Origin of the sequence: Pseudomonas syringae pv. tagetis, from assembly GCF_022557255.1 — a bacterium.
GTDB classification, from domain to species: Bacteria; Pseudomonadota; Gammaproteobacteria; order Pseudomonadales; family Pseudomonadaceae; genus Aquipseudomonas; species Aquipseudomonas caricapapayae.
Window position 1 is genome coordinate 1,903,570 of the sequence record NZ_CP092923.1, and the last position, 15,800, is coordinate 1,919,369.

Consider the following 15,800-nt stretch of genomic DNA (forward strand, 5'->3'; position numbering starts at 1 on the left):
ATGGCAGCCCTGAGCAGCGAGGTGAAGGCCTTCATCGTTCAGGCTCTTGCCTGCTTCGATACACCCTCACAGGTGGCAGAGGCCGTCAAGCGAGAATTCAACATCGAGGTGAGCCGTCAGCAGGTGGAGTCACACGACCCCACCAAGCGATGCAGTAAAACCCTGGCCAAGCGTTGGGTGGACATGTTCCACGACGCGCGAGAGAGGTTCCGCCACCAGACGATTGACATACCCATCGCCAACCGGGCCTACAGGCTTCGGGCTATGGGGAGGATTATCGAGAAGGCCGAGAGCATGAAGAACCTGTCTCTCGCACTACAGGTGCTTGAGCAGGCGGCAAAGGAAACTGGCGACGCCTACGTGAATCGTCGCGTAGAGCCTGATAAGTCGCTGGACGACGAGATCAAGCGCCTCAACATTCAAAAGCTTCAGCGCGAACTGGAAGACCCGGATAAGGGGCTCCCCGAGCCGAAACGAGTAATCATCGGGGTGGAAGATGCAACCGATCCTGATGCTGAATAAGCCTCAATTCGAGTTCATCAAAAGCCACAACAAGTTCATGGCCTTCGTCGGAGGCTACCGCAGCGGCAAGACCTTCGTTGGCTGTGTGCGGATGTGCATCAACGCGCTGGAGTTCCCCGGCATACCTCAGGGCTACTTCGCTCCGACCTACCCGCAGATCACTGACATCTTCTACGACACCCTGCCGGGGGTCGCTGAGGCGTTCGGTCTGTTCGCCGATATCGTGGCCAGCAACAAGCGCGTGTACCTGCGAGACAAGAAGGGTAGATGCCTCTCGACGATCATCTGCAAGAGCATGGAGCACCCGCATCGCATCGTCGGCTTCAACATCGCGCACGCACTGGTCGACGAAATCGACTGTATGCCGATCAAGAAGGCAGACAGCGCCTGGAAGAAGATCATTGCGCGGATGTCCACGGTTTGGCCTGGCCGCGACATGAACACCATCGACGTGACCACCACGCCCGAGGGCTTCAACTGGGTTTATCGAAAGTTCGTCAAGGAGCTGGCATCCGATCCTACGCAACGCCAGTTCTACGGCATCGTGCACGCTTCCACGCGGCAGAACGCCAAGAACCTGCCGAAGGACTACATACCGTCACTGCGCAAGTCCTACCCGGCCAACCTGGTGGATGCATACATTGACGGCCTGTTCGTCAACCTGACGTCCGGAAGCGTGTATCCGAACTTCGACAGGCGCCTATGCCACACGGACGAGACGATCCGCCCGGGCGAGCAGCTGCACATCGGCATGGACTTCAACATCAACCGGATGGCGGCAACGATTCACGTCATTCGTGACGGCCTGCCTCGGCTGCTTGAGGAAGCGACATCACTGTTCGATACGCCGGCCATGATCATCGAGCTGAAGCGCCGATTCCCTGACCACAGCATCACGGTCTATCCGGACGCCAGCGGCAAGAACCGCAAGTCGGTCAACGGCAGCGAATCAGATCACAGCCTGCTGCGGGCCGCGGGCTTCATGGTGATGGTCAATCCATCCAACCCTGAGGTGCGAGACCGGGTGCTGGCCGTGAACGCCATGCTCCTGAACGGCGAGGGTCAGCGCCGATACCGGATCAACACCGACAACTGCCCGATCACCACCCAGGTGCTCGAGCAACAGGCCTATGACGACAAAGGCCAGCCCAACAAAGACGGCACTGAAGACCCGATCGACGCATTGGGCTACTTCATTGTCCAGCGCTTCCCCATTGCGGGCGGCTACACACTCGCAAACGTGAGCAACTCATGAGCGCAATAAGCTACCTAAAGGACAGCCTGCAGAACCTCGTCGCAGGACTGGGTACTGCGCGCGACAAGGCATCCCACTCGCACTACATCGCCACTGAACTTGACGACCAGCAGCTTCTGAACGCCTTCCGCAGCTCATGGACAGCCCAGAAGGGCGTCACAATCCCTGCTGTGGACGCGTGTCGCAACTGGCGAGCCTGGCAGGCATCCAAGAGTGAGATCGAGCTGATAGAGGCTGAAGAGGCCCGCCTGAACGTACAGGGCAAGATTCTTGAGGCCCTATTGAAGGCCCGTCTGTTCGGTGGTGCTGCTGTGTTCATCGGTACTGGTGAGCGGGACACGTCGTCTGCGCTGAACCCTGATCGCCTGGGTAAGGGTGGCATCAAGTACCTGACTGTGATGACTCGCCGTCAGCTTGCTGCCACTGAGATCGAGCAGGACCCGCAAAGTGATCGGTTCGGCTGGCCCAAGGCTTACCGACTGCCAGGCTCGAACGTCGAGATTCACCCATCCCGACTGGTGATCTTCATCGGTGTTCGCCATCCCGATCCTGAACTGGCGATGGGCACCGCATTCGGCTGGGGCGACTCGGTCCTGCTATCGGCCATGCCTGCGGTCAAGCACTACGATGAAACGGTGGCCAACGTCGTCAGCCTTGTTTACGAGGCGAAGATCGATGTCATCAACATCCCGAACCTGATGGCCAGCCTGCAGGACAAGAACTACCAGAAGAACCTGCTCGAACGCCTGAGGCTGGCAGCAACCGCCAAGGGCATCAACGGCACGCTGCTCCTCGATGGTACTGAGCAGCACTCATCCAAGTCAGCGAGCTTCGGCACTTTGCCTGAGGTGATCGCCAAGACAGAGCAGGGTGTGTCCGGCGCGTTCGATATCCCCGGCACGCGCATGTTCGGCCAGTCCTCGACCGGCCTGGGCGCCAATGGCGAAGAGAACACACGCAACTACTACGACAACGTCGCATCGCGCCAGAAGCTGGAGATCAAGCCAGCAATGAGCGTGCTGGACGAGTGCCTGATTCGTTCTGCGCTGGGCAGCAGGCCAAAGGAGGCCCATTACGCCTGGTCGCCACTGTGGCAGGCCACGGCCAAGGACAAAGCCGACATCGGCAAGACAACGGCAGAAACTATCAAGTCGCTGAAAGATTCTGGCCTGTTCCCGCCTGAGGCTCTATCCAAGGCCTCGGTGAACCTGCTGGTCGAGCTGAGCATCATGCCCGGCCTCGAAGCTGCCATTGATGAGTTCGGCGATGAGCTGGATGAAGAGAGCGATGACGATCTTGCCGCAGATGATCTTGGCGCTGCTGACCAGCCTCAGGACCGCAAAGCTCTGGCTGATGCGGCGCCACGCACGCTGTATGTGTCGAGAAAGGTCACCAACGCAGGCGAGATCATCGCCTGGGCCAAGTCGCAAGGGTTCGAAGCCACGCTGCCTGAGGCAGACCTGCACGTCACCATCGCCTACAGTCGCAACCCGGTTGACTGGATGAAGGTCGGCGAGTCGTGGTCGGGCGATGGCAAGGGTCAGCTGAAGATTTCACCAGGCGGCGCAAGGCTGATCGACAAGTTTGGCGAAGGCGCCGTGGTGTTGCTGTTTAACAGTTCCGAACTGGCTTGGCGACACGTCTCCATCGTTGAGGCCGGTGCCTCTTGGGATTGGCCTGAATATCAGCCGCACATCACCTTCACCTACGAGCCCGGCAGCGTCGATATCGCCAAGGTCGAGCCTTACCGCGGTGCAATTGAGCTGGGGCCTGAGATCTTCGAAGAGGTGTCGCCATGACCGAGCAAGAGAAGGCGGTAATTGAGGCTCTCTCTGCTGCCTGGAATGCTTTCTGCGCTCTCCCTTGCGAGCACGCAGACGACAACGACGAGTTTCGGCGCGGCATTCACATACTGCAGCGCCAAGTGTTCGCCAGGCCGGCGAGACGCCAGTACAACCTACCGGAGTAGATATGATCTTCACAGACTCAATACCGGTCTCTGGCGTTCGGCGCACAGCGGACGGATACCTTGTGGCCGAGGCGTATGTAGCTCGCACCGGCATCCAGGACTATCTGGGCACCGAGATCGACCCTAACAACGAACATGGGCTGAGAGACGTCCCTATCGTCAAGGTGTACCGACCTGAAAGCTCTGTGTTTCACAAAGATGCCATGAACTCTTACGCCTATCGGCCAATGACCAACGGACATCCGAGCGGCACAGGCGTCAACTCCAAAAACTGGAAGGACTTAGCCGTCGGCAACACTGGTGGCGAGGTCATCCGTGACGGAGAGCGAGTGAAAGTTCCGCTCGTTCTCATGGATGCCAAGGCGATCTCTGACTTCGAAGCCGGTAAGCGGCAGCTTTCCATGGGCTACGGCGCTGAAATCATCTTCCAGGATGGCGTGACGCCAGAGGGCCACGCTTATCACGTCAGCGTGGGCCCCATGAAAATGAATCACCTCAGCCTTGAGCATCGTGCCAGGGCTGGCGAAGAGTTTCGCATCGGTGACCACAAACCAGAAAACCCCAAAGGAGGCCATGACATGGCTGATTCACTGCGAAAACTCCTTGTCGACGGCATCTCCATTGATGTCACCGAGCAAGGCGCACAGGCCATCGAGAAGCTTGCCAAGCAGCTCAACGATGCCGCCAGTGCCACCAAGACCCTGACCGACGCGCACTCCGCTGCGTTGGCAGTTAAAGACGCAGCTTTGTCCAAGCTGCAAGCCGAGCTGGACGACGCCAAGACCAAAATCCTGAGCGACGCCCAGATCGACGCGCGCGTGAAAGAGCGCGCCGACCTGATCGGCGTTGCGAAAGTGATCGCGGATGCCGATTACACGGGCAAAACAGCTGCCGAGATCCGCAAGGCAGCAGTTCACGCCAAGCTGGGTGATGCTGCCGTCACTGGCAAGGACGACGCGTACATCGCTGTGCGCTTCGACATTCTCGTCGAGGACGCCGCCAAAAACCCCGCCAACGACCCGGTGCGCAGCCATTTCCAGGCGCAAGACGGCAAGCCGGCCGGCAATCCCCCTGCCGCCGCGCGCGCCAAGATGCTGGAAGACCTCAACTCCACCCAGCCTGCCAAGTAAGGAGCCATCATGGCCGCTTATCAAACGTCCTACCCGGATCGCCCAGCGAAAGGCCTGCACGGCGCATCGGCGAACGAAGAAATCAAGAACGACATCAGTCGTACCATCGAAAACGCTGCCGGTGTCCGCTTCGGCGAACCAGTTCAGCGCGGTGCGGGTGATCACGGCGTGGTGCCGTTCTCTACCGGCAAGTTCCTAGGCATCGCGAAGCTGAACCCAGCCGTACCGGCTGTGGCAAAAGGCTCGACGCTGATCGATGGCTACCCGCAGTACTGCACCGCTGCCATCCGTGAGCGCGGCCAGATGTACGTCGCAGTTAGCGCTCCTGTGGTTGATGGTGATCCCGTCTACTTCGTGACCGCCTCCAACACCTACACCAACGCGGCCGGCACCGGCATTGTTGGCCCGATCCCGAATGCCTTCTTCGACACCACCGGTGCCGCGGGCGACATCGTGGAAATCTCCCTCAAGAACCGGAGCGCGTAACATGCCTCAAGCTTTTCAAGACGCTCAAGCAGCGTTGCCATTCGTTGTGGCCCAGGGCCGCAACATCGAAGCGGCCATCTACGAGGCGCGCTATCCGGAGTACAGCTACCGCGATCTGATGCCGGTTGTCACCGAGGGCAATCAGTGGGCCGTGGGCACTCAGTTCTACAGCCAGCAGCTGGCGGGTGAGGCCAAGTTCCTCTCTGGCGCTGGCAACGACATGCCTTTCAACCAGGTGTCGTTCGGTGAAGGCTCCCATGATTTCTCGATGATCGGCTCCGGCTGGGAGTGGAACCTGGAAGAGGTCAACACCGCTGCTCTGTACGGCCGCAACCTCAACGATCTGAAGGCCATGTCTGCCAGTCGCTCCACCGAGCGCCTGCTGTACGACATCGCCGTGACCGGCAGCACCGAGAAAAACTGGCGCGGCTTCACTAACCAGAGCAACGTGCAGACCATCAACGCTGCCGCAACTGGCCTGAACGGCTCCACGCTGTTCGCGGACAAGACGCCGCTTCAGGTGCTCGCCGACCTGAACAACCTGCTGAAGCTGGTCCCTCAGGCTTCGAACAACGTTGAGCTGGCCGACACCATTTCTCTGCCGCTGGAAGTGATGGACTACATCTCTACCACGTTCGTTGGCACCGAAGCGAACAGCCCGACCATCCTGGAACGCTTCATCACTTCCAACGTGTACACGGCCCGTACCAAGCGCCCGCTGACCATTCTCACTGCCGACGCTCAGTCTACGGCCGGCAATGACGGCGGCGGCCGTATCGTGGCATACCGCAAGGCGATCGACGTGATTCGCTTCCACCTGCCGATGCCTCGCATGGTTCTGCCGGTTCACCAGAAGTCGATCATGGGCTTCGAGACCGGCATCATCGCGCGAACCGGTGGCGTTGAGGTCCGCTTGCCGGGCGCAATGGCCTACATGGATCGTGTTTCCGAGCCTGCATAAGGGGTACAGCATGAAAGTCACGAACAGCGGCACCGCCCCTTGGGGCGTTTACCTGGGCGGCACGATCAAGATGATCAAGCCCGGCGCAAGCCGGGAACTGGCGCTTGAAGGCGATGATCTGGTCCAGGCTCGCAAAATCGACGCACTCAGCTTTGAGGAAGTTGTGAAGCCTGAGTCGGACGAGAAGGCCGATCTGCTGGCCAAGTTAAAAGCGCTGGGTATCGAAGCTGGCAAGAACTCTGGCATCGAGACCCTGCAAAAGCGTCTTGCAGAAGCCGAGGCCGCAGCTGAAAAGCAGAAGGTTATCGACGAGCTGACCGAGCTGAAAGTCGAGTTCGACAAGGAAGCGAACCTGGAAGCCCTGCAAGCCGCACTGGCTGCAGCCAAGCAGTAACACCCCCGCAAAAACCGGAGCGGTTCGCCGCTCTACCTATTCGAGGATTCGAACATGAGCCAAATCAAAGCAGAGCGCTCCGGCCATATCGCGGTCGTAACAGGGCAAGGCTTCGAGTATCGAAAATGTGGCGAACTGGCATCCTTCAAGCAGACTGGCAAGGTTCCATCCCTTCGCGCCGCCAAGGCGTTTTGCAAGATGTTCGCCTCCTGATTCAAGGCCTTCGGGCCACCTATTCGAGACATCCCGATGCCAGACTTTTACGGAAACGTCGCAGATGCCGACGTCTATCACGCCGCCCGCGCGAACACCGCCTGGACTGGCGAAGACATGGCGAAGCAGGCCGCGCTGATCCGGGCATCGGCTTACATTGATGGCCGCTACCGCAAGCTGATGGCTTCGGGTATGTGGCAGTCACTGTTCCCTGGCGTAAAGACCGAGGGCAGAGGGCAAGCCAGGGAGTGGCCGCGCACCGGCGCAGAGGATTACGAGGGCAACCCGATCCCTGATGATCAGGTTCCCATCGAGGTCGAGCAGGCAACTTACGAAGCAGCGCTGAGAGAGATCACCCAACCCGGCAGTCTCAGCCCTGACTTCGTGGCAGCCACAATGGTGAAACGCGAGAAGGTCGGCCCACTGGAAACCGAGTTTGCCATTGCTACCGGCGCAGACGCTGCTGGCTCGGTCCGCCCGGTGATCAGCATCATCGACGAGATGATTGCACCGGTGCTGGTGGCTCGTTACACGCTGCCAGCGGTGTTTACGGTATGACGCCCGAGCAGATCATCCAAGCCATTGAAGGATTGGAGCCAGCGATGCAGCAGGCCTATCTGGCACAGGTTGAGTCTGTTGTTGGCACCGTGACGGTAGCGGAAGTTGAGCGACTCATCACCGAAGAGGACGAGGATGGTCTTGTGGCGCTGCTGAGCCTGGGTGCGCTTTCCGTATTCCTGGAGCTGGCACGCTCAGCCTTCCTCGCCGGTGCCAAGTTTGAAATCAAGGCGATCGTTATCCCGCGTGATATTGGACGATTCGAGTTCGACGCGCGCGAGCCGGTCGCAGAGCGCTGGATATCGGCGAAGGCCGAAGAGATCCGGGTCAATTCAGAGATCGATGTGCGCGCAGCCATCCGAGAAGTGGTTGCCAGTCGCCGCAGGGTACACCCGATCAGTGGCAGGCCTTCGCAGTCGGGCGTAAGCGTCGAAGTAAGTGCGAGCCCGATGGTGCGCACCCCTCGGCAGGTTGCGCTTGATCTCATTGGTCGCAAGAGCGCGCAAACAGGCGCTCGATCCGGTGGCGTAGTCGGCCTGCCGGGAAATTACGCCCAGTTTGTCATAAATGCTCGCGAGCAGTTGCTTGGCGGCAACCCGGATGAGATGCGCAAGTATCTGCAGCGCATCAGGCGTGACCGTCGCTTCGATGGCATCGTGAACCGCGCTATCAAGGCCGGGAAGCCGGTAGCCAAGGCGGACGTCGACAAGATCGCAGGTCGCTACGCCGAACGACTGATGAAGACCTATGCAGAAATGCTTTCCAAGGCCGAAGCGCTGGAGTCGTTTGGCGCTGGCCGTGACCAGGTCTACGAGCAGTTGATTGCCAAGGGGCTGGATCGGAATCTGGTCGAGAAAGAGTGGCGTGATCGCGGCGACAAAAAGGTGCGACACGCACACGTTGTTCTTGGCGGCCAGGTGGTTCAGAAAGACCAGCCGTTCCAAAGCCCTACCGGAGCATTGCTTCAATATCCTGGCGACTCGTCGATGGGCGCCGACTGGAATGATCGAGCCGGTTGCCGGTGTACTGCCATCTACCGAATAAGGCGCAAGTGATGCCAGATATCTATGATCGCGCAAAAGCCCTGGCAGCGCGCATGCTCGCTCCGCGCAGCAAGGGCGGGAAGGGTCTGGAGCTGATCTTGCGTCGCGAAACAGTTGGCGAGTATGACCCTGATGCCACCTCGGCCCCCACCGAATTGGTTCTGAGCGGATCGGGCTTCCGCGAAGAGTATGAAAGCAAGTACGTCGACGGGACGCTGATCATCAGGGGCGACGTGAAGCTGCTTGTTTCACCTGTGCAGCTTGATGGTAAGGATATGCCGCTGCCACAGAGCAATGATCGGATTGACTTTGACGGCACCACGTACACCGTGATTGCGGTCGGTCCCTGGAATTATGCAGGCCTGTCGGTCGGCTACGAGCTGCAGGTGCGCAAGTAATGGCCAACCACATGACCAGCCGCTACGGCGGGCAGCAGGGCGGATTCGCTGAGAGCCTTACCGCGTTCGCCGAAAGCACCAAGTCGGTGATAGACGAGGTGTTTCGGTCGGTCGTCATCGAGATCGGAACATCGGTAGTGATTCTTTCACCTGTTGATACGGGGCGATTCAAGGGCAACTGGCAGCTCACTATTGACCAGCCTTCATTGCAAAGCCTGGATAAGTACGACAAGGCGGGCCACGAAACAATCGCTGAATTGGTCGCCCAAGCAAGCCAGCTTGAGGCGGGGCAAGTTGCGTATATCGTGAACAACCTCGTCTACGGCATCCCGCTGGAGTACGGCCACTCGGATCAGGCTCCTGCGGGAATGGTGCAGATCACCCTGGCTCGCTTCCAGCAGATCGTCGAAGAAGCCATCAGGAATACTCAGGCATGAGCCACAACATAATTTCGGCGGCCTTCGAGTCGCGCCTGCTGGCCTGGGCAAAGGCTCGCGCCAAGCAGCTGAAAGTGGTCGTCGAAAATGAAACCTACAGTCCGGCGACAGGAGAGACGTACCTGCGCGCCTTCACGCTTCCATCGGTTACCGGCAGCAATACGCTCAGCGGCGACCACAGGGTCTACGTCGGCGTATTCCAGGTCAATGTCATCACACCATCCGGCAAATACCGGACCGAAGCCAGCGGCATCGTGGACGAACTGGCAGCGCTGTTCGCCCTGAACCTGCGCATAACTCGGGCAGGGCTGGTTGCTCTTGTCATGACACCCGTTGCGCCAGGCCCCGGCATCCAAGACGAAAACGCTTTCACCATACCGGCGTCATTCCAGTACCGGTCCGACACCAACTGATTCGCCCGCTGGGCAAACCCAGAACCCGCCAGTGAGCGGGTTTTGTCATTTCTGCAAAGAGGAAAATTAAATGGGCTTCAGACTCCCCAACGGCGCAACCCTCCAGATCGCTTCCGCCTACGGCGCTGCCATCCCGGTGACGGCGCTGAGCAATGCAAACCCTGCGGTGGCCACCGCAGCCGCTCACGGCCTGAGTGACGGCGACATCATCGCTCTGACATCCGGCTGGACCCGCCTTAATGATCGCGCCGCGCGCGTGGCAAACAGCCTGACCGGCACGTTCGCCCTGGAGCGCATCAACACCCTGAACACCCAGCCTTACCCGGTAGGTTCGGGCGCTGGCTCGGTGCGCGAGGTAACAGCATTCACCGAAATTTCGCAGATCACCGACGTGGCCACCAGTGGCGGCGACCAGCAGTTTCTGACCTTTGGCTTCCTGGCCGACGATGACGATCGACAGCTGCCGACCACCAAAAACCCGATCAGCATGGCGGTGACGGTCGCAGACGACCCTGATCTGCCGTACGTGGCCGTGGTTGAGGCTGCCGACGAGGACAAGGTCGCGCGCGTATTGCGCCTGAACCTGCCAAACGGCGACAGCATCCTCTACAACGCGTACGTGACCATCACGTCGACCCCCGCCCTGTCCCGAAACAACCTGATGACCCGGGTCATCACGCTGTCTCTGGCAGGCCGTCCAACCCGTTACTCGGCAGTGGTGGCGTAACTCATGCCCAAGATCAAGATCGCTCACAACCCGACGTTCAAGGCGCCGGTGATGATCCCGCGTATCGGTGAGTCGCCAGTGAAGGTCGACTTCGAATTCAAGTACATGGACCGTAAGGCCCTGGCCGAGATGTTCGAGTCGTGGAACAAGGCCCGCAAGGACCTGAACACCAAGACCGCCGAAGACGGCATGACCTGGCAAGAGGTGACGTCGGCCGAGATCCTGCTGCAAGTTCAGCAGATCAAAGACGTGGTGACCGGCTGGGGCTTCGATGACAAGTTCAGCCACGAATCGATCACTGCATTGGTGACCACCTGCGTCGGCGCGCCTCAGGCAGTCATCGAGGCGTACCAGGGCGCTTACGACCCGGCCCGCCTGGGAAACTGAGGGCGGCGGCTCGGGCGCTGTACGAGCCTGGGCCGTCCGATCAGCAGCTTGCGGCCTTCGGAATGACCAAGGCCGACATCCCAGACGAGGAAATCGAGGTATGGCCGGATGCCTGGCGCGCCTTCCGACTGTTCGAGTCCCTGTCTACGCAGTGGCGCACAGGCCCGGGTGGCGCGTCCGGGCTTGATTACGCCGCTATCCCAGCAACCGCCCAGATGACCGGCATGAAGCGCAGCGAGCTGCCTGGCATCTTTTCAGACCTCCGCACGCTGGAAGTCGAAGCACTGCTCGTTATGAGCGAATCGAAATAACGGAGCGCTCATGACGAACATTGCTGAGCTCGGCATCAAGGTTGATTCCAGCGATGCCGCACAGGCGACCACGGAACTGGACAAGCTCGCTGCCGCTGGCGGGCGTGCCGAGAAAGCCGCGGAAGGTGTAGCCGCTGGCTTCGACAAGGCCACAAACTCTGCATCAGGGCTTTCCTCTGCAGAGGGTAGGCTCAACGAAACCACTGATCAGGCGATAGCTCGGCTCACAGCGATGGCCAAGGCTTCGCTGGATTCGAGCGAGTATTACCAGCGCCTGACAGCCAGCGTCACTGCTAATACGTCAGCCGTGGATAGCTCCGCATCGTCTGCCGAAAGTCTGGCAGCGCTTCGGCGTCGTCTTCAGGCTGAATCTGACGCTCTGGTAGGCTCCACCGATCAGCTGACCACATCCACCAAGCAGGCGGCCGCCGCTACTGGCGTTCAGGCTGAAGGATTGTCGGCGCTTCTCGGTAGGATCAACCCGGCTGTGGCCGCGCTTGATAAGCTCGATCAGCAGCAGGCAGAGCTGCAGAAGTACAAAAACGCGGGACTGATCGATTCAGAGACGTTCCGCGATTATTCCACGCGCATTGACGCCTCCCGGCAGAAGCTGGGCGAATTCAGTGACGCCGTAAAAAGCACCGGCGTATCGACTGCCCAGACCCAGGCGGCGTTACGGCAGTTACCCGCGCAGTTTTCGGATATTTTTACCAGCCTTGCCGGCGGCCAGAACCCTTTGTTGGTGCTGATTCAGCAGGGCGGTCAGATCAAAGATTCGTTCGGCGGCATTGGGCCAACGATCGACGTGCTGGGTGGCAAGATCAAATCCATTCTCGGCATAGGCGGGGGAATAGGCGCAGTAGGTGAGGCTTTTGAAAGTGTCGGAACCGGCGCTAAAGCGGCCGCCGACGGGGCAGAAGCTGCCGGCGCTGGTCTCGGCGCAATGGCTGAGGGCGCAAACACTGCGGCTGATGCCAGCAAAAATGCCAAGGAAGCTGCTGATGCATTGAGAGCAGCAGGTGCCGGTGTAAGTTCAGGTTTTGGGGCGATACTAGTTGGAGCTGCGGCGGCCGCAGCTGCGCTCGCGGCTTTGATCTACGGATACTCCCAGGGCAGCAAAGAGTCAGATGAATACAATAAATCTCTAATTCTCACCGGTAATTACGCCGGGACATCTGCGTACCAGCTTGCAGATTTGGCCAAGCAGGTGAGTGCCACCAATGGGACAATTGGCGAGGCCGCCGCCTCACTGGCTAAAATGGCTTCGAGCGGTGCTATCGCCTCAACAAGCTTCAAGGTCATCGCAGATGCCGCCGCATCCATGGAAGATGCCACCGGCAAATCTGTTGATTCGACAATCGCTGAGTTTGTAAAGATTGCCAAGGATCCCGTGGCGGCGGCGAAGACGCTCAATGAGCAATATCATTTCCTTACAGCGTCGGTGTATTCGCAAATTACCGCACTGAAGGAGCAGGGCGACACCATCGGTGCTGCCAAGCTTCTGACCGATACCTATGCCAAAACGATCGAGGACCGTGCAGGCCAGATATCTCTCAATTTGGGAATAATTGAGAAGGGCTGGAAGGGTATCAAGGATGCCGCCAAAGGTGCGCTTGATGCAACGCTTGGGATAGGCCGGCAGGAAACGCTGGGCGACCAAATCAGCGCCCTAGAAACAAAGCTGGCGAATCCAGGATCGTATGCAAGCATTCCGATAATAGGTGCTGACAACCCAGACATGATGGAGGTCGGAAACACGAAGTCGCAGGACGAAGAGCGGCTTCGAGTTCTTAAGCTTTATAACCAGGAGCAGGTTTTAACCACCAAGCTCACTGGCGAGCGACAAAGGGCGCAAGAAGCATCGATTCTTTCCCAGGACAAACTCAACGCAAGCCTTAAGGCCACAGATAGCAATCAAAAGAAGCTGAAGGATCGGCTCAAAGAGATTGACGACCTTGCCAAAAAATCCTCAGAAGCCCAAGGAGGCCGCGTTTACACAAACGCAGAACTTGAGCAGCTGAGAGATGCTGCGAGGAAGCAATTTAAGGATCCCGCAGCCTCTTCAAAAGCGGTCGACCTGACTGCATTCAACGATGCTCAGAATCAGCTGAAGTCGATCACCGGTTATTACGATGGCATCCAGAAGGAGCTGGATGCATCGCAAAAGGCAGGGCTGATCAGCGCTGAGTCCTATGCCAGCCAGCGCGCGGCGATCATCGAGCAGCAGAAGGGCGATGTCACGTCAGCCTATGAGGCTGAGATAGCGGCTCTGGAGGCGGCTAAGGGCAAGGCGTCCACCAGCGCCGAGCAGCGCATCCAGCTTGATCAGAAAATCTCCGACGCCCGCACCTCAATGGTTGAGGCGCAGAAAAAAGCCGACAGCGAACTTTCTGTCTTAGCCACCAGCGAGACCGGCAGGCTCAAGAAGCAGGAATTGGCTGTATCGACCTACACCAGCGCCCTGGAGCAGCAGGCCAAAACGCTACGCCAGCAAGGGCAGCGTTCTGCGGCAACACTTGGTATGGGTGATCGCCAGCGCGGACTGACGGACCAGCAGAACTCCGTAGATGACCGGATCAACCAGCAGAAGGTCGAGCTTGCCAACCAGTACGGCGATGGCTCGCGGGGCATGAGTCTCGACGAGTACAACCTGAAGCTGGCAGCACTCAACAAGAACCAGCAGGACCTGCGCGATACGGTTCAGGCCAACTACGACGACATGACTGTCGCTCAAAACAGCTGGAGTTCAGGAGCATCGTCTGCGTTCCAGGATTATCTTGAGCAGGCCAGAGATGTAGCCGGACAAACAAAAACGCTATTCACGAATGCCTTTGACAGCATGGATGACTCTCTGGCGAACTTTGTTATCTCAGGGAAGTTTTCGTTCGCTGATTTTACAAAATCTATTTTGTCCGACATGGCTCGTATCGCAACTCGTCAGGCTAGCTCTGCTTTGCTCGGCAGCCTTTTTGGGGCAGCCACAAGCTACTTCAGCGGAGGATCGGCAGCCACCTCGGTCAGCTCGGCTGCAGGCTCTACAGCCGCTGGATACAGCGACGCTGCGCTAAGTGGCTGGTCCGGCGTTGCCCAGGCCAATGGCGGTGCATGGTCTAACGGCGTGCAGATGTTTGCCAACGGCGCGGCGTTCACCAACAGCATCGTCAGCAAGCCGACGGCGTTTGGTATGGCTGGCGGAGGCGTGGGGGTGATGGGCGAGGCGGGTGACGAAGCGATCATGCCGCTTACTCGCACTGCCGGTGGACAGCTTGGAGTCCGGGCGCTGGGTGGAGGCGGGAGCAGCGGAAGCAACACCTACAATTTCCCCGTCTCGGTATCAGTTCAGACGACTGGCGATTCTGGCGGCGCGAGCAGCCAGGAGGCTTCCACGCAACTCGGCAAAGGCATACAGCAAGCAGCAAAAGCCGAGGCTGAGACTGCAATCGCTCGAGCGTTGCAACCTGGCGGCTCGATCTGGAGGCTCACAAATGGCAGGTAGTTATGGCGATTGAAACCTTTACCTGGCCCACCCAGCACGGAGACGCGCCCGATATCACTTATCGGGTGCGCACCTCCCAGTTTGGCAACGGCTACAAACAGGATGTTGGCGACGGGCCGAACAACAAGGAGGACTCATACCCGATCACATTCACCGGAACGAAAGAGCGTGTCTTGCAGATTATGGAGTTTCTCGACAGGCACGCCGGGGCGAAAGCGTTCCTTTGGACCACGCCGCTCGGACAGCTCGGCCTGTTCACCTGCAAAAACCCAGTGCCCACCCCGATGGGCGGCATCGCATTCAAATTGACGGCCACGTTCGACCGGGCCTTTCACCCTTAAGGACTTCTCATGCCGTTGATTGCTGACATCCAGGCGCTTGAGCCAGGCAGCGAAGCGTTGCTGTTTGAGCTGGATGGCTCTGACTACGGCGCAGACATTCTGCGCTTTCATGGTCACGCCATCCCGCACACGCCAGCCGAACTTCTCGCCGTCGGCTTGGACGCTGACCAGTTGCCTGCCAAATCAATCTGGTGGCAAGGCAACGAGTACGGTGCCTGGCCCATGCAGATTGATGGCATAGAAGCAAATGGCGACGGCACGGCAGTTCGGCCCACGCTTTCAGTGGGCAACGTCAACGGTCGCATCACGGCGCTCTGCTTGGCATTCGAGGATTTGCTTGAGTTCAAGTTGACGATGCGGCACACGCTCGGCCGGTATCTGGACGCCGACAACTTCCCTGGCGGCAACCCCGACGCTGATCCGACTCAGGAATCTATTGAGGTCTGGTATCTCGATCAGAAAACCAATGAGGACGGTGAAACGGTCAGTTGGGAGTTGGCCAGTCCGGGCGACGTCGGCGGCGAATCGATTGGCAGGCAGATGACCACGCTTTGTCACTGGTGCCTCACTGGTGGGTATCGCGGGCCGAACTGCGGCTACACCGGTCCATACGTCGATAAGGACGGGCAACCCACCGATAACCCTGAACTTGATGTCTGCGATGCCACGTTGACGCGCGGATGCACGCCACGCTTCGGGGCTGGCAACGAAGTACCCTTTGGCGGTTTCCCCGCCGTATCCCTGATCGCGCGGAGCTGA

General features: G+C 59.1%; 19 protein-coding genes. All 19 read left to right on the plus strand.

The genetic code is table 11. From position 1 onward, the window contains the following. Positions 1-522: a DUF2280 domain-containing protein gene (locus tag MME58_RS08730; protein WP_055006554.1), complete on the plus strand. Its 522-nt coding sequence runs from the start codon at positions 1-3 to the stop codon at positions 520-522. After that, entirely contained in the window at positions 512-1,777 is a 1,266-nt protein-coding gene (locus MME58_RS08735) for a terminase large subunit domain-containing protein (RefSeq protein WP_082427537.1), read from the plus strand. Before MME58_RS08730 ends, MME58_RS08735 begins: the two co-directional genes overlap by 11 nt. Further along, positions 1,774-3,576 (plus strand): anti-CBASS protein Acb1 family protein, encoded by a 1,803-nt coding sequence (locus MME58_RS08740; protein WP_055006552.1) that lies wholly within the window; start codon positions 1,774-1,776, stop codon positions 3,574-3,576. The genes MME58_RS08735 and MME58_RS08740 overlap by 4 nt, the downstream gene beginning before the upstream one ends. Before the next feature lie 172 nt (positions 3,577-3,748). Continuing rightward, positions 3,749-4,876, plus strand: a complete 1,128-nt coding sequence (locus MME58_RS08745) for a DUF2213 domain-containing protein (RefSeq protein ID WP_055006551.1) — start codon at positions 3,749-3,751, stop codon at positions 4,874-4,876. Positions 4,877-4,885: 9 nt separating this feature from the next. Further along, positions 4,886-5,362 (plus strand): structural cement protein Gp24, encoded by a 477-nt coding sequence (locus MME58_RS08750; protein ID WP_055006550.1) that lies wholly within the window; start codon positions 4,886-4,888, stop codon positions 5,360-5,362. Between the two features lies 1 nt (position 5,363). Beyond that, a complete protein-coding gene (locus MME58_RS08755) occupies positions 5,364-6,323 on the plus strand; it encodes a DUF2184 domain-containing protein (RefSeq protein WP_055006549.1) in 960 nt (319 codons plus the stop codon). Between the two features lie 10 nt (positions 6,324-6,333). Beyond that, entirely contained in the window at positions 6,334-6,717 is a 384-nt protein-coding gene (locus MME58_RS08760; RefSeq protein WP_055006548.1) for a hypothetical protein, read from the plus strand. A 54-nt stretch (positions 6,718-6,771) separates the two neighbouring features. Then, entirely contained in the window at positions 6,772-6,930 is a 159-nt protein-coding gene (locus MME58_RS08765; protein WP_158506070.1) for a hypothetical protein, read from the plus strand. Between the two features lie 36 nt (positions 6,931-6,966). Then, positions 6,967-7,488, plus strand: coding sequence for a DnaT-like ssDNA-binding protein (locus MME58_RS08770; RefSeq protein WP_055006547.1), 522 nt, complete (start codon positions 6,967-6,969; stop codon positions 7,486-7,488). A gap of 44 nt (positions 7,489-7,532) precedes the next feature. Beyond that, entirely contained in the window at positions 7,533-8,543 is a 1,011-nt protein-coding gene (locus MME58_RS08775; protein WP_233590946.1) for a hypothetical protein, read from the plus strand. Continuing rightward, the gene (locus tag MME58_RS08780; protein WP_055006545.1) at positions 8,543-8,929 is read left to right on the plus strand and encodes a hypothetical protein; all 387 of its coding nucleotides are present in this window, start codon (positions 8,543-8,545) and stop codon (positions 8,927-8,929) included. Before MME58_RS08775 ends, MME58_RS08780 begins: the two co-directional genes overlap by 1 nt. Beyond that, positions 8,929-9,366, plus strand: a complete 438-nt coding sequence (locus tag MME58_RS08785) for an HK97 gp10 family phage protein (RefSeq protein WP_122239130.1) — start codon at positions 8,929-8,931, stop codon at positions 9,364-9,366. Before MME58_RS08780 ends, MME58_RS08785 begins: the two co-directional genes overlap by 1 nt. Then, on the plus strand, positions 9,363-9,779 hold the full coding sequence (locus MME58_RS08790; protein WP_055006544.1) for a phage tail terminator-like protein: 417 nt from the start codon (positions 9,363-9,365) through the stop codon (positions 9,777-9,779). Before MME58_RS08785 ends, MME58_RS08790 begins: the two co-directional genes overlap by 4 nt. Positions 9,780-9,849: 70 nt before the next feature. Further along, a complete protein-coding gene (locus MME58_RS08795) occupies positions 9,850-10,506 on the plus strand; it encodes a phage tail protein (RefSeq protein ID WP_241409122.1) in 657 nt (218 codons plus the stop codon). Positions 10,507-10,509: 3 nt separating this feature from the next. Then, positions 10,510-10,893, plus strand: coding sequence for a phage tail assembly chaperone (locus MME58_RS08800; RefSeq protein WP_055006346.1), 384 nt, complete (start codon positions 10,510-10,512; stop codon positions 10,891-10,893). A 62-nt stretch (positions 10,894-10,955) separates the two neighbouring features. Beyond that, a complete protein-coding gene (locus MME58_RS08805) occupies positions 10,956-11,204 on the plus strand; it encodes a DUF1799 domain-containing protein (protein ID WP_055006347.1) in 249 nt (82 codons plus the stop codon). Positions 11,205-11,214: 10 nt separating this feature from the next. Next, entirely contained in the window at positions 11,215-14,700 is a 3,486-nt protein-coding gene (locus MME58_RS08810) for a phage tail tape measure protein (RefSeq protein ID WP_055006348.1), read from the plus strand. 2 nt (positions 14,701-14,702) lie between these two features. Beyond that, a complete protein-coding gene (locus MME58_RS08815) occupies positions 14,703-15,041 on the plus strand; it encodes a phage tail protein (RefSeq protein WP_055006349.1) in 339 nt (112 codons plus the stop codon). Between the two features lie 9 nt (positions 15,042-15,050). Beyond that, positions 15,051-15,800, plus strand: coding sequence for a phage minor tail protein L (locus tag MME58_RS08820; RefSeq protein ID WP_055006350.1), 750 nt, complete (start codon positions 15,051-15,053; stop codon positions 15,798-15,800).

Bases quoted from the DNA above. Each gene is read 5' to 3' on its own strand.
- MME58_RS08730 (WP_055006554.1), top strand. From the start codon at position 1: ATGGCAGCCCTGAGCAGCGAGGTGAAGGCCTTCATCGTTCAGGCTCTT.
- MME58_RS08735 (WP_082427537.1), top strand. From the start codon at position 512: ATGCTGAATAAGCCTCAATTCGAGTTCATCAAAAGCCACAACAAGTTC.
- MME58_RS08740 (WP_055006552.1), top strand. From the start codon at position 1,774: ATGAGCGCAATAAGCTACCTAAAGGACAGCCTGCAGAACCTCGTCGCA.
- MME58_RS08745 (WP_055006551.1), top strand. From the start codon at position 3,749: ATGATCTTCACAGACTCAATACCGGTCTCTGGCGTTCGGCGCACAGCG.
- MME58_RS08750 (WP_055006550.1), top strand. From the start codon at position 4,886: ATGGCCGCTTATCAAACGTCCTACCCGGATCGCCCAGCGAAAGGCCTG.
- MME58_RS08755 (WP_055006549.1), top strand. From the start codon at position 5,364: ATGCCTCAAGCTTTTCAAGACGCTCAAGCAGCGTTGCCATTCGTTGTG.
- MME58_RS08760 (WP_055006548.1), top strand. From the start codon at position 6,334: ATGAAAGTCACGAACAGCGGCACCGCCCCTTGGGGCGTTTACCTGGGC.
- MME58_RS08765 (WP_158506070.1), top strand. From the start codon at position 6,772: ATGAGCCAAATCAAAGCAGAGCGCTCCGGCCATATCGCGGTCGTAACA.
- MME58_RS08770 (WP_055006547.1), top strand. From the start codon at position 6,967: ATGCCAGACTTTTACGGAAACGTCGCAGATGCCGACGTCTATCACGCC.
- MME58_RS08775 (WP_233590946.1), top strand. From the start codon at position 7,533: ATGCAGCAGGCCTATCTGGCACAGGTTGAGTCTGTTGTTGGCACCGTG.
- MME58_RS08780 (WP_055006545.1), top strand. From the start codon at position 8,543: ATGCCAGATATCTATGATCGCGCAAAAGCCCTGGCAGCGCGCATGCTC.
- MME58_RS08785 (WP_122239130.1), top strand. From the start codon at position 8,929: ATGGCCAACCACATGACCAGCCGCTACGGCGGGCAGCAGGGCGGATTC.
- MME58_RS08790 (WP_055006544.1), top strand. From the start codon at position 9,363: ATGAGCCACAACATAATTTCGGCGGCCTTCGAGTCGCGCCTGCTGGCC.
- MME58_RS08795 (WP_241409122.1), top strand. From the start codon at position 9,850: ATGGGCTTCAGACTCCCCAACGGCGCAACCCTCCAGATCGCTTCCGCC.
- MME58_RS08800 (WP_055006346.1), top strand. From the start codon at position 10,510: ATGCCCAAGATCAAGATCGCTCACAACCCGACGTTCAAGGCGCCGGTG.
- MME58_RS08805 (WP_055006347.1), top strand. From the start codon at position 10,956: ATGACCAAGGCCGACATCCCAGACGAGGAAATCGAGGTATGGCCGGAT.
- MME58_RS08810 (WP_055006348.1), top strand. From the start codon at position 11,215: ATGACGAACATTGCTGAGCTCGGCATCAAGGTTGATTCCAGCGATGCC.
- MME58_RS08815 (WP_055006349.1), top strand. From the start codon at position 14,703: ATGGCGATTGAAACCTTTACCTGGCCCACCCAGCACGGAGACGCGCCC.
- MME58_RS08820 (WP_055006350.1), top strand. From the start codon at position 15,051: ATGCCGTTGATTGCTGACATCCAGGCGCTTGAGCCAGGCAGCGAAGCG.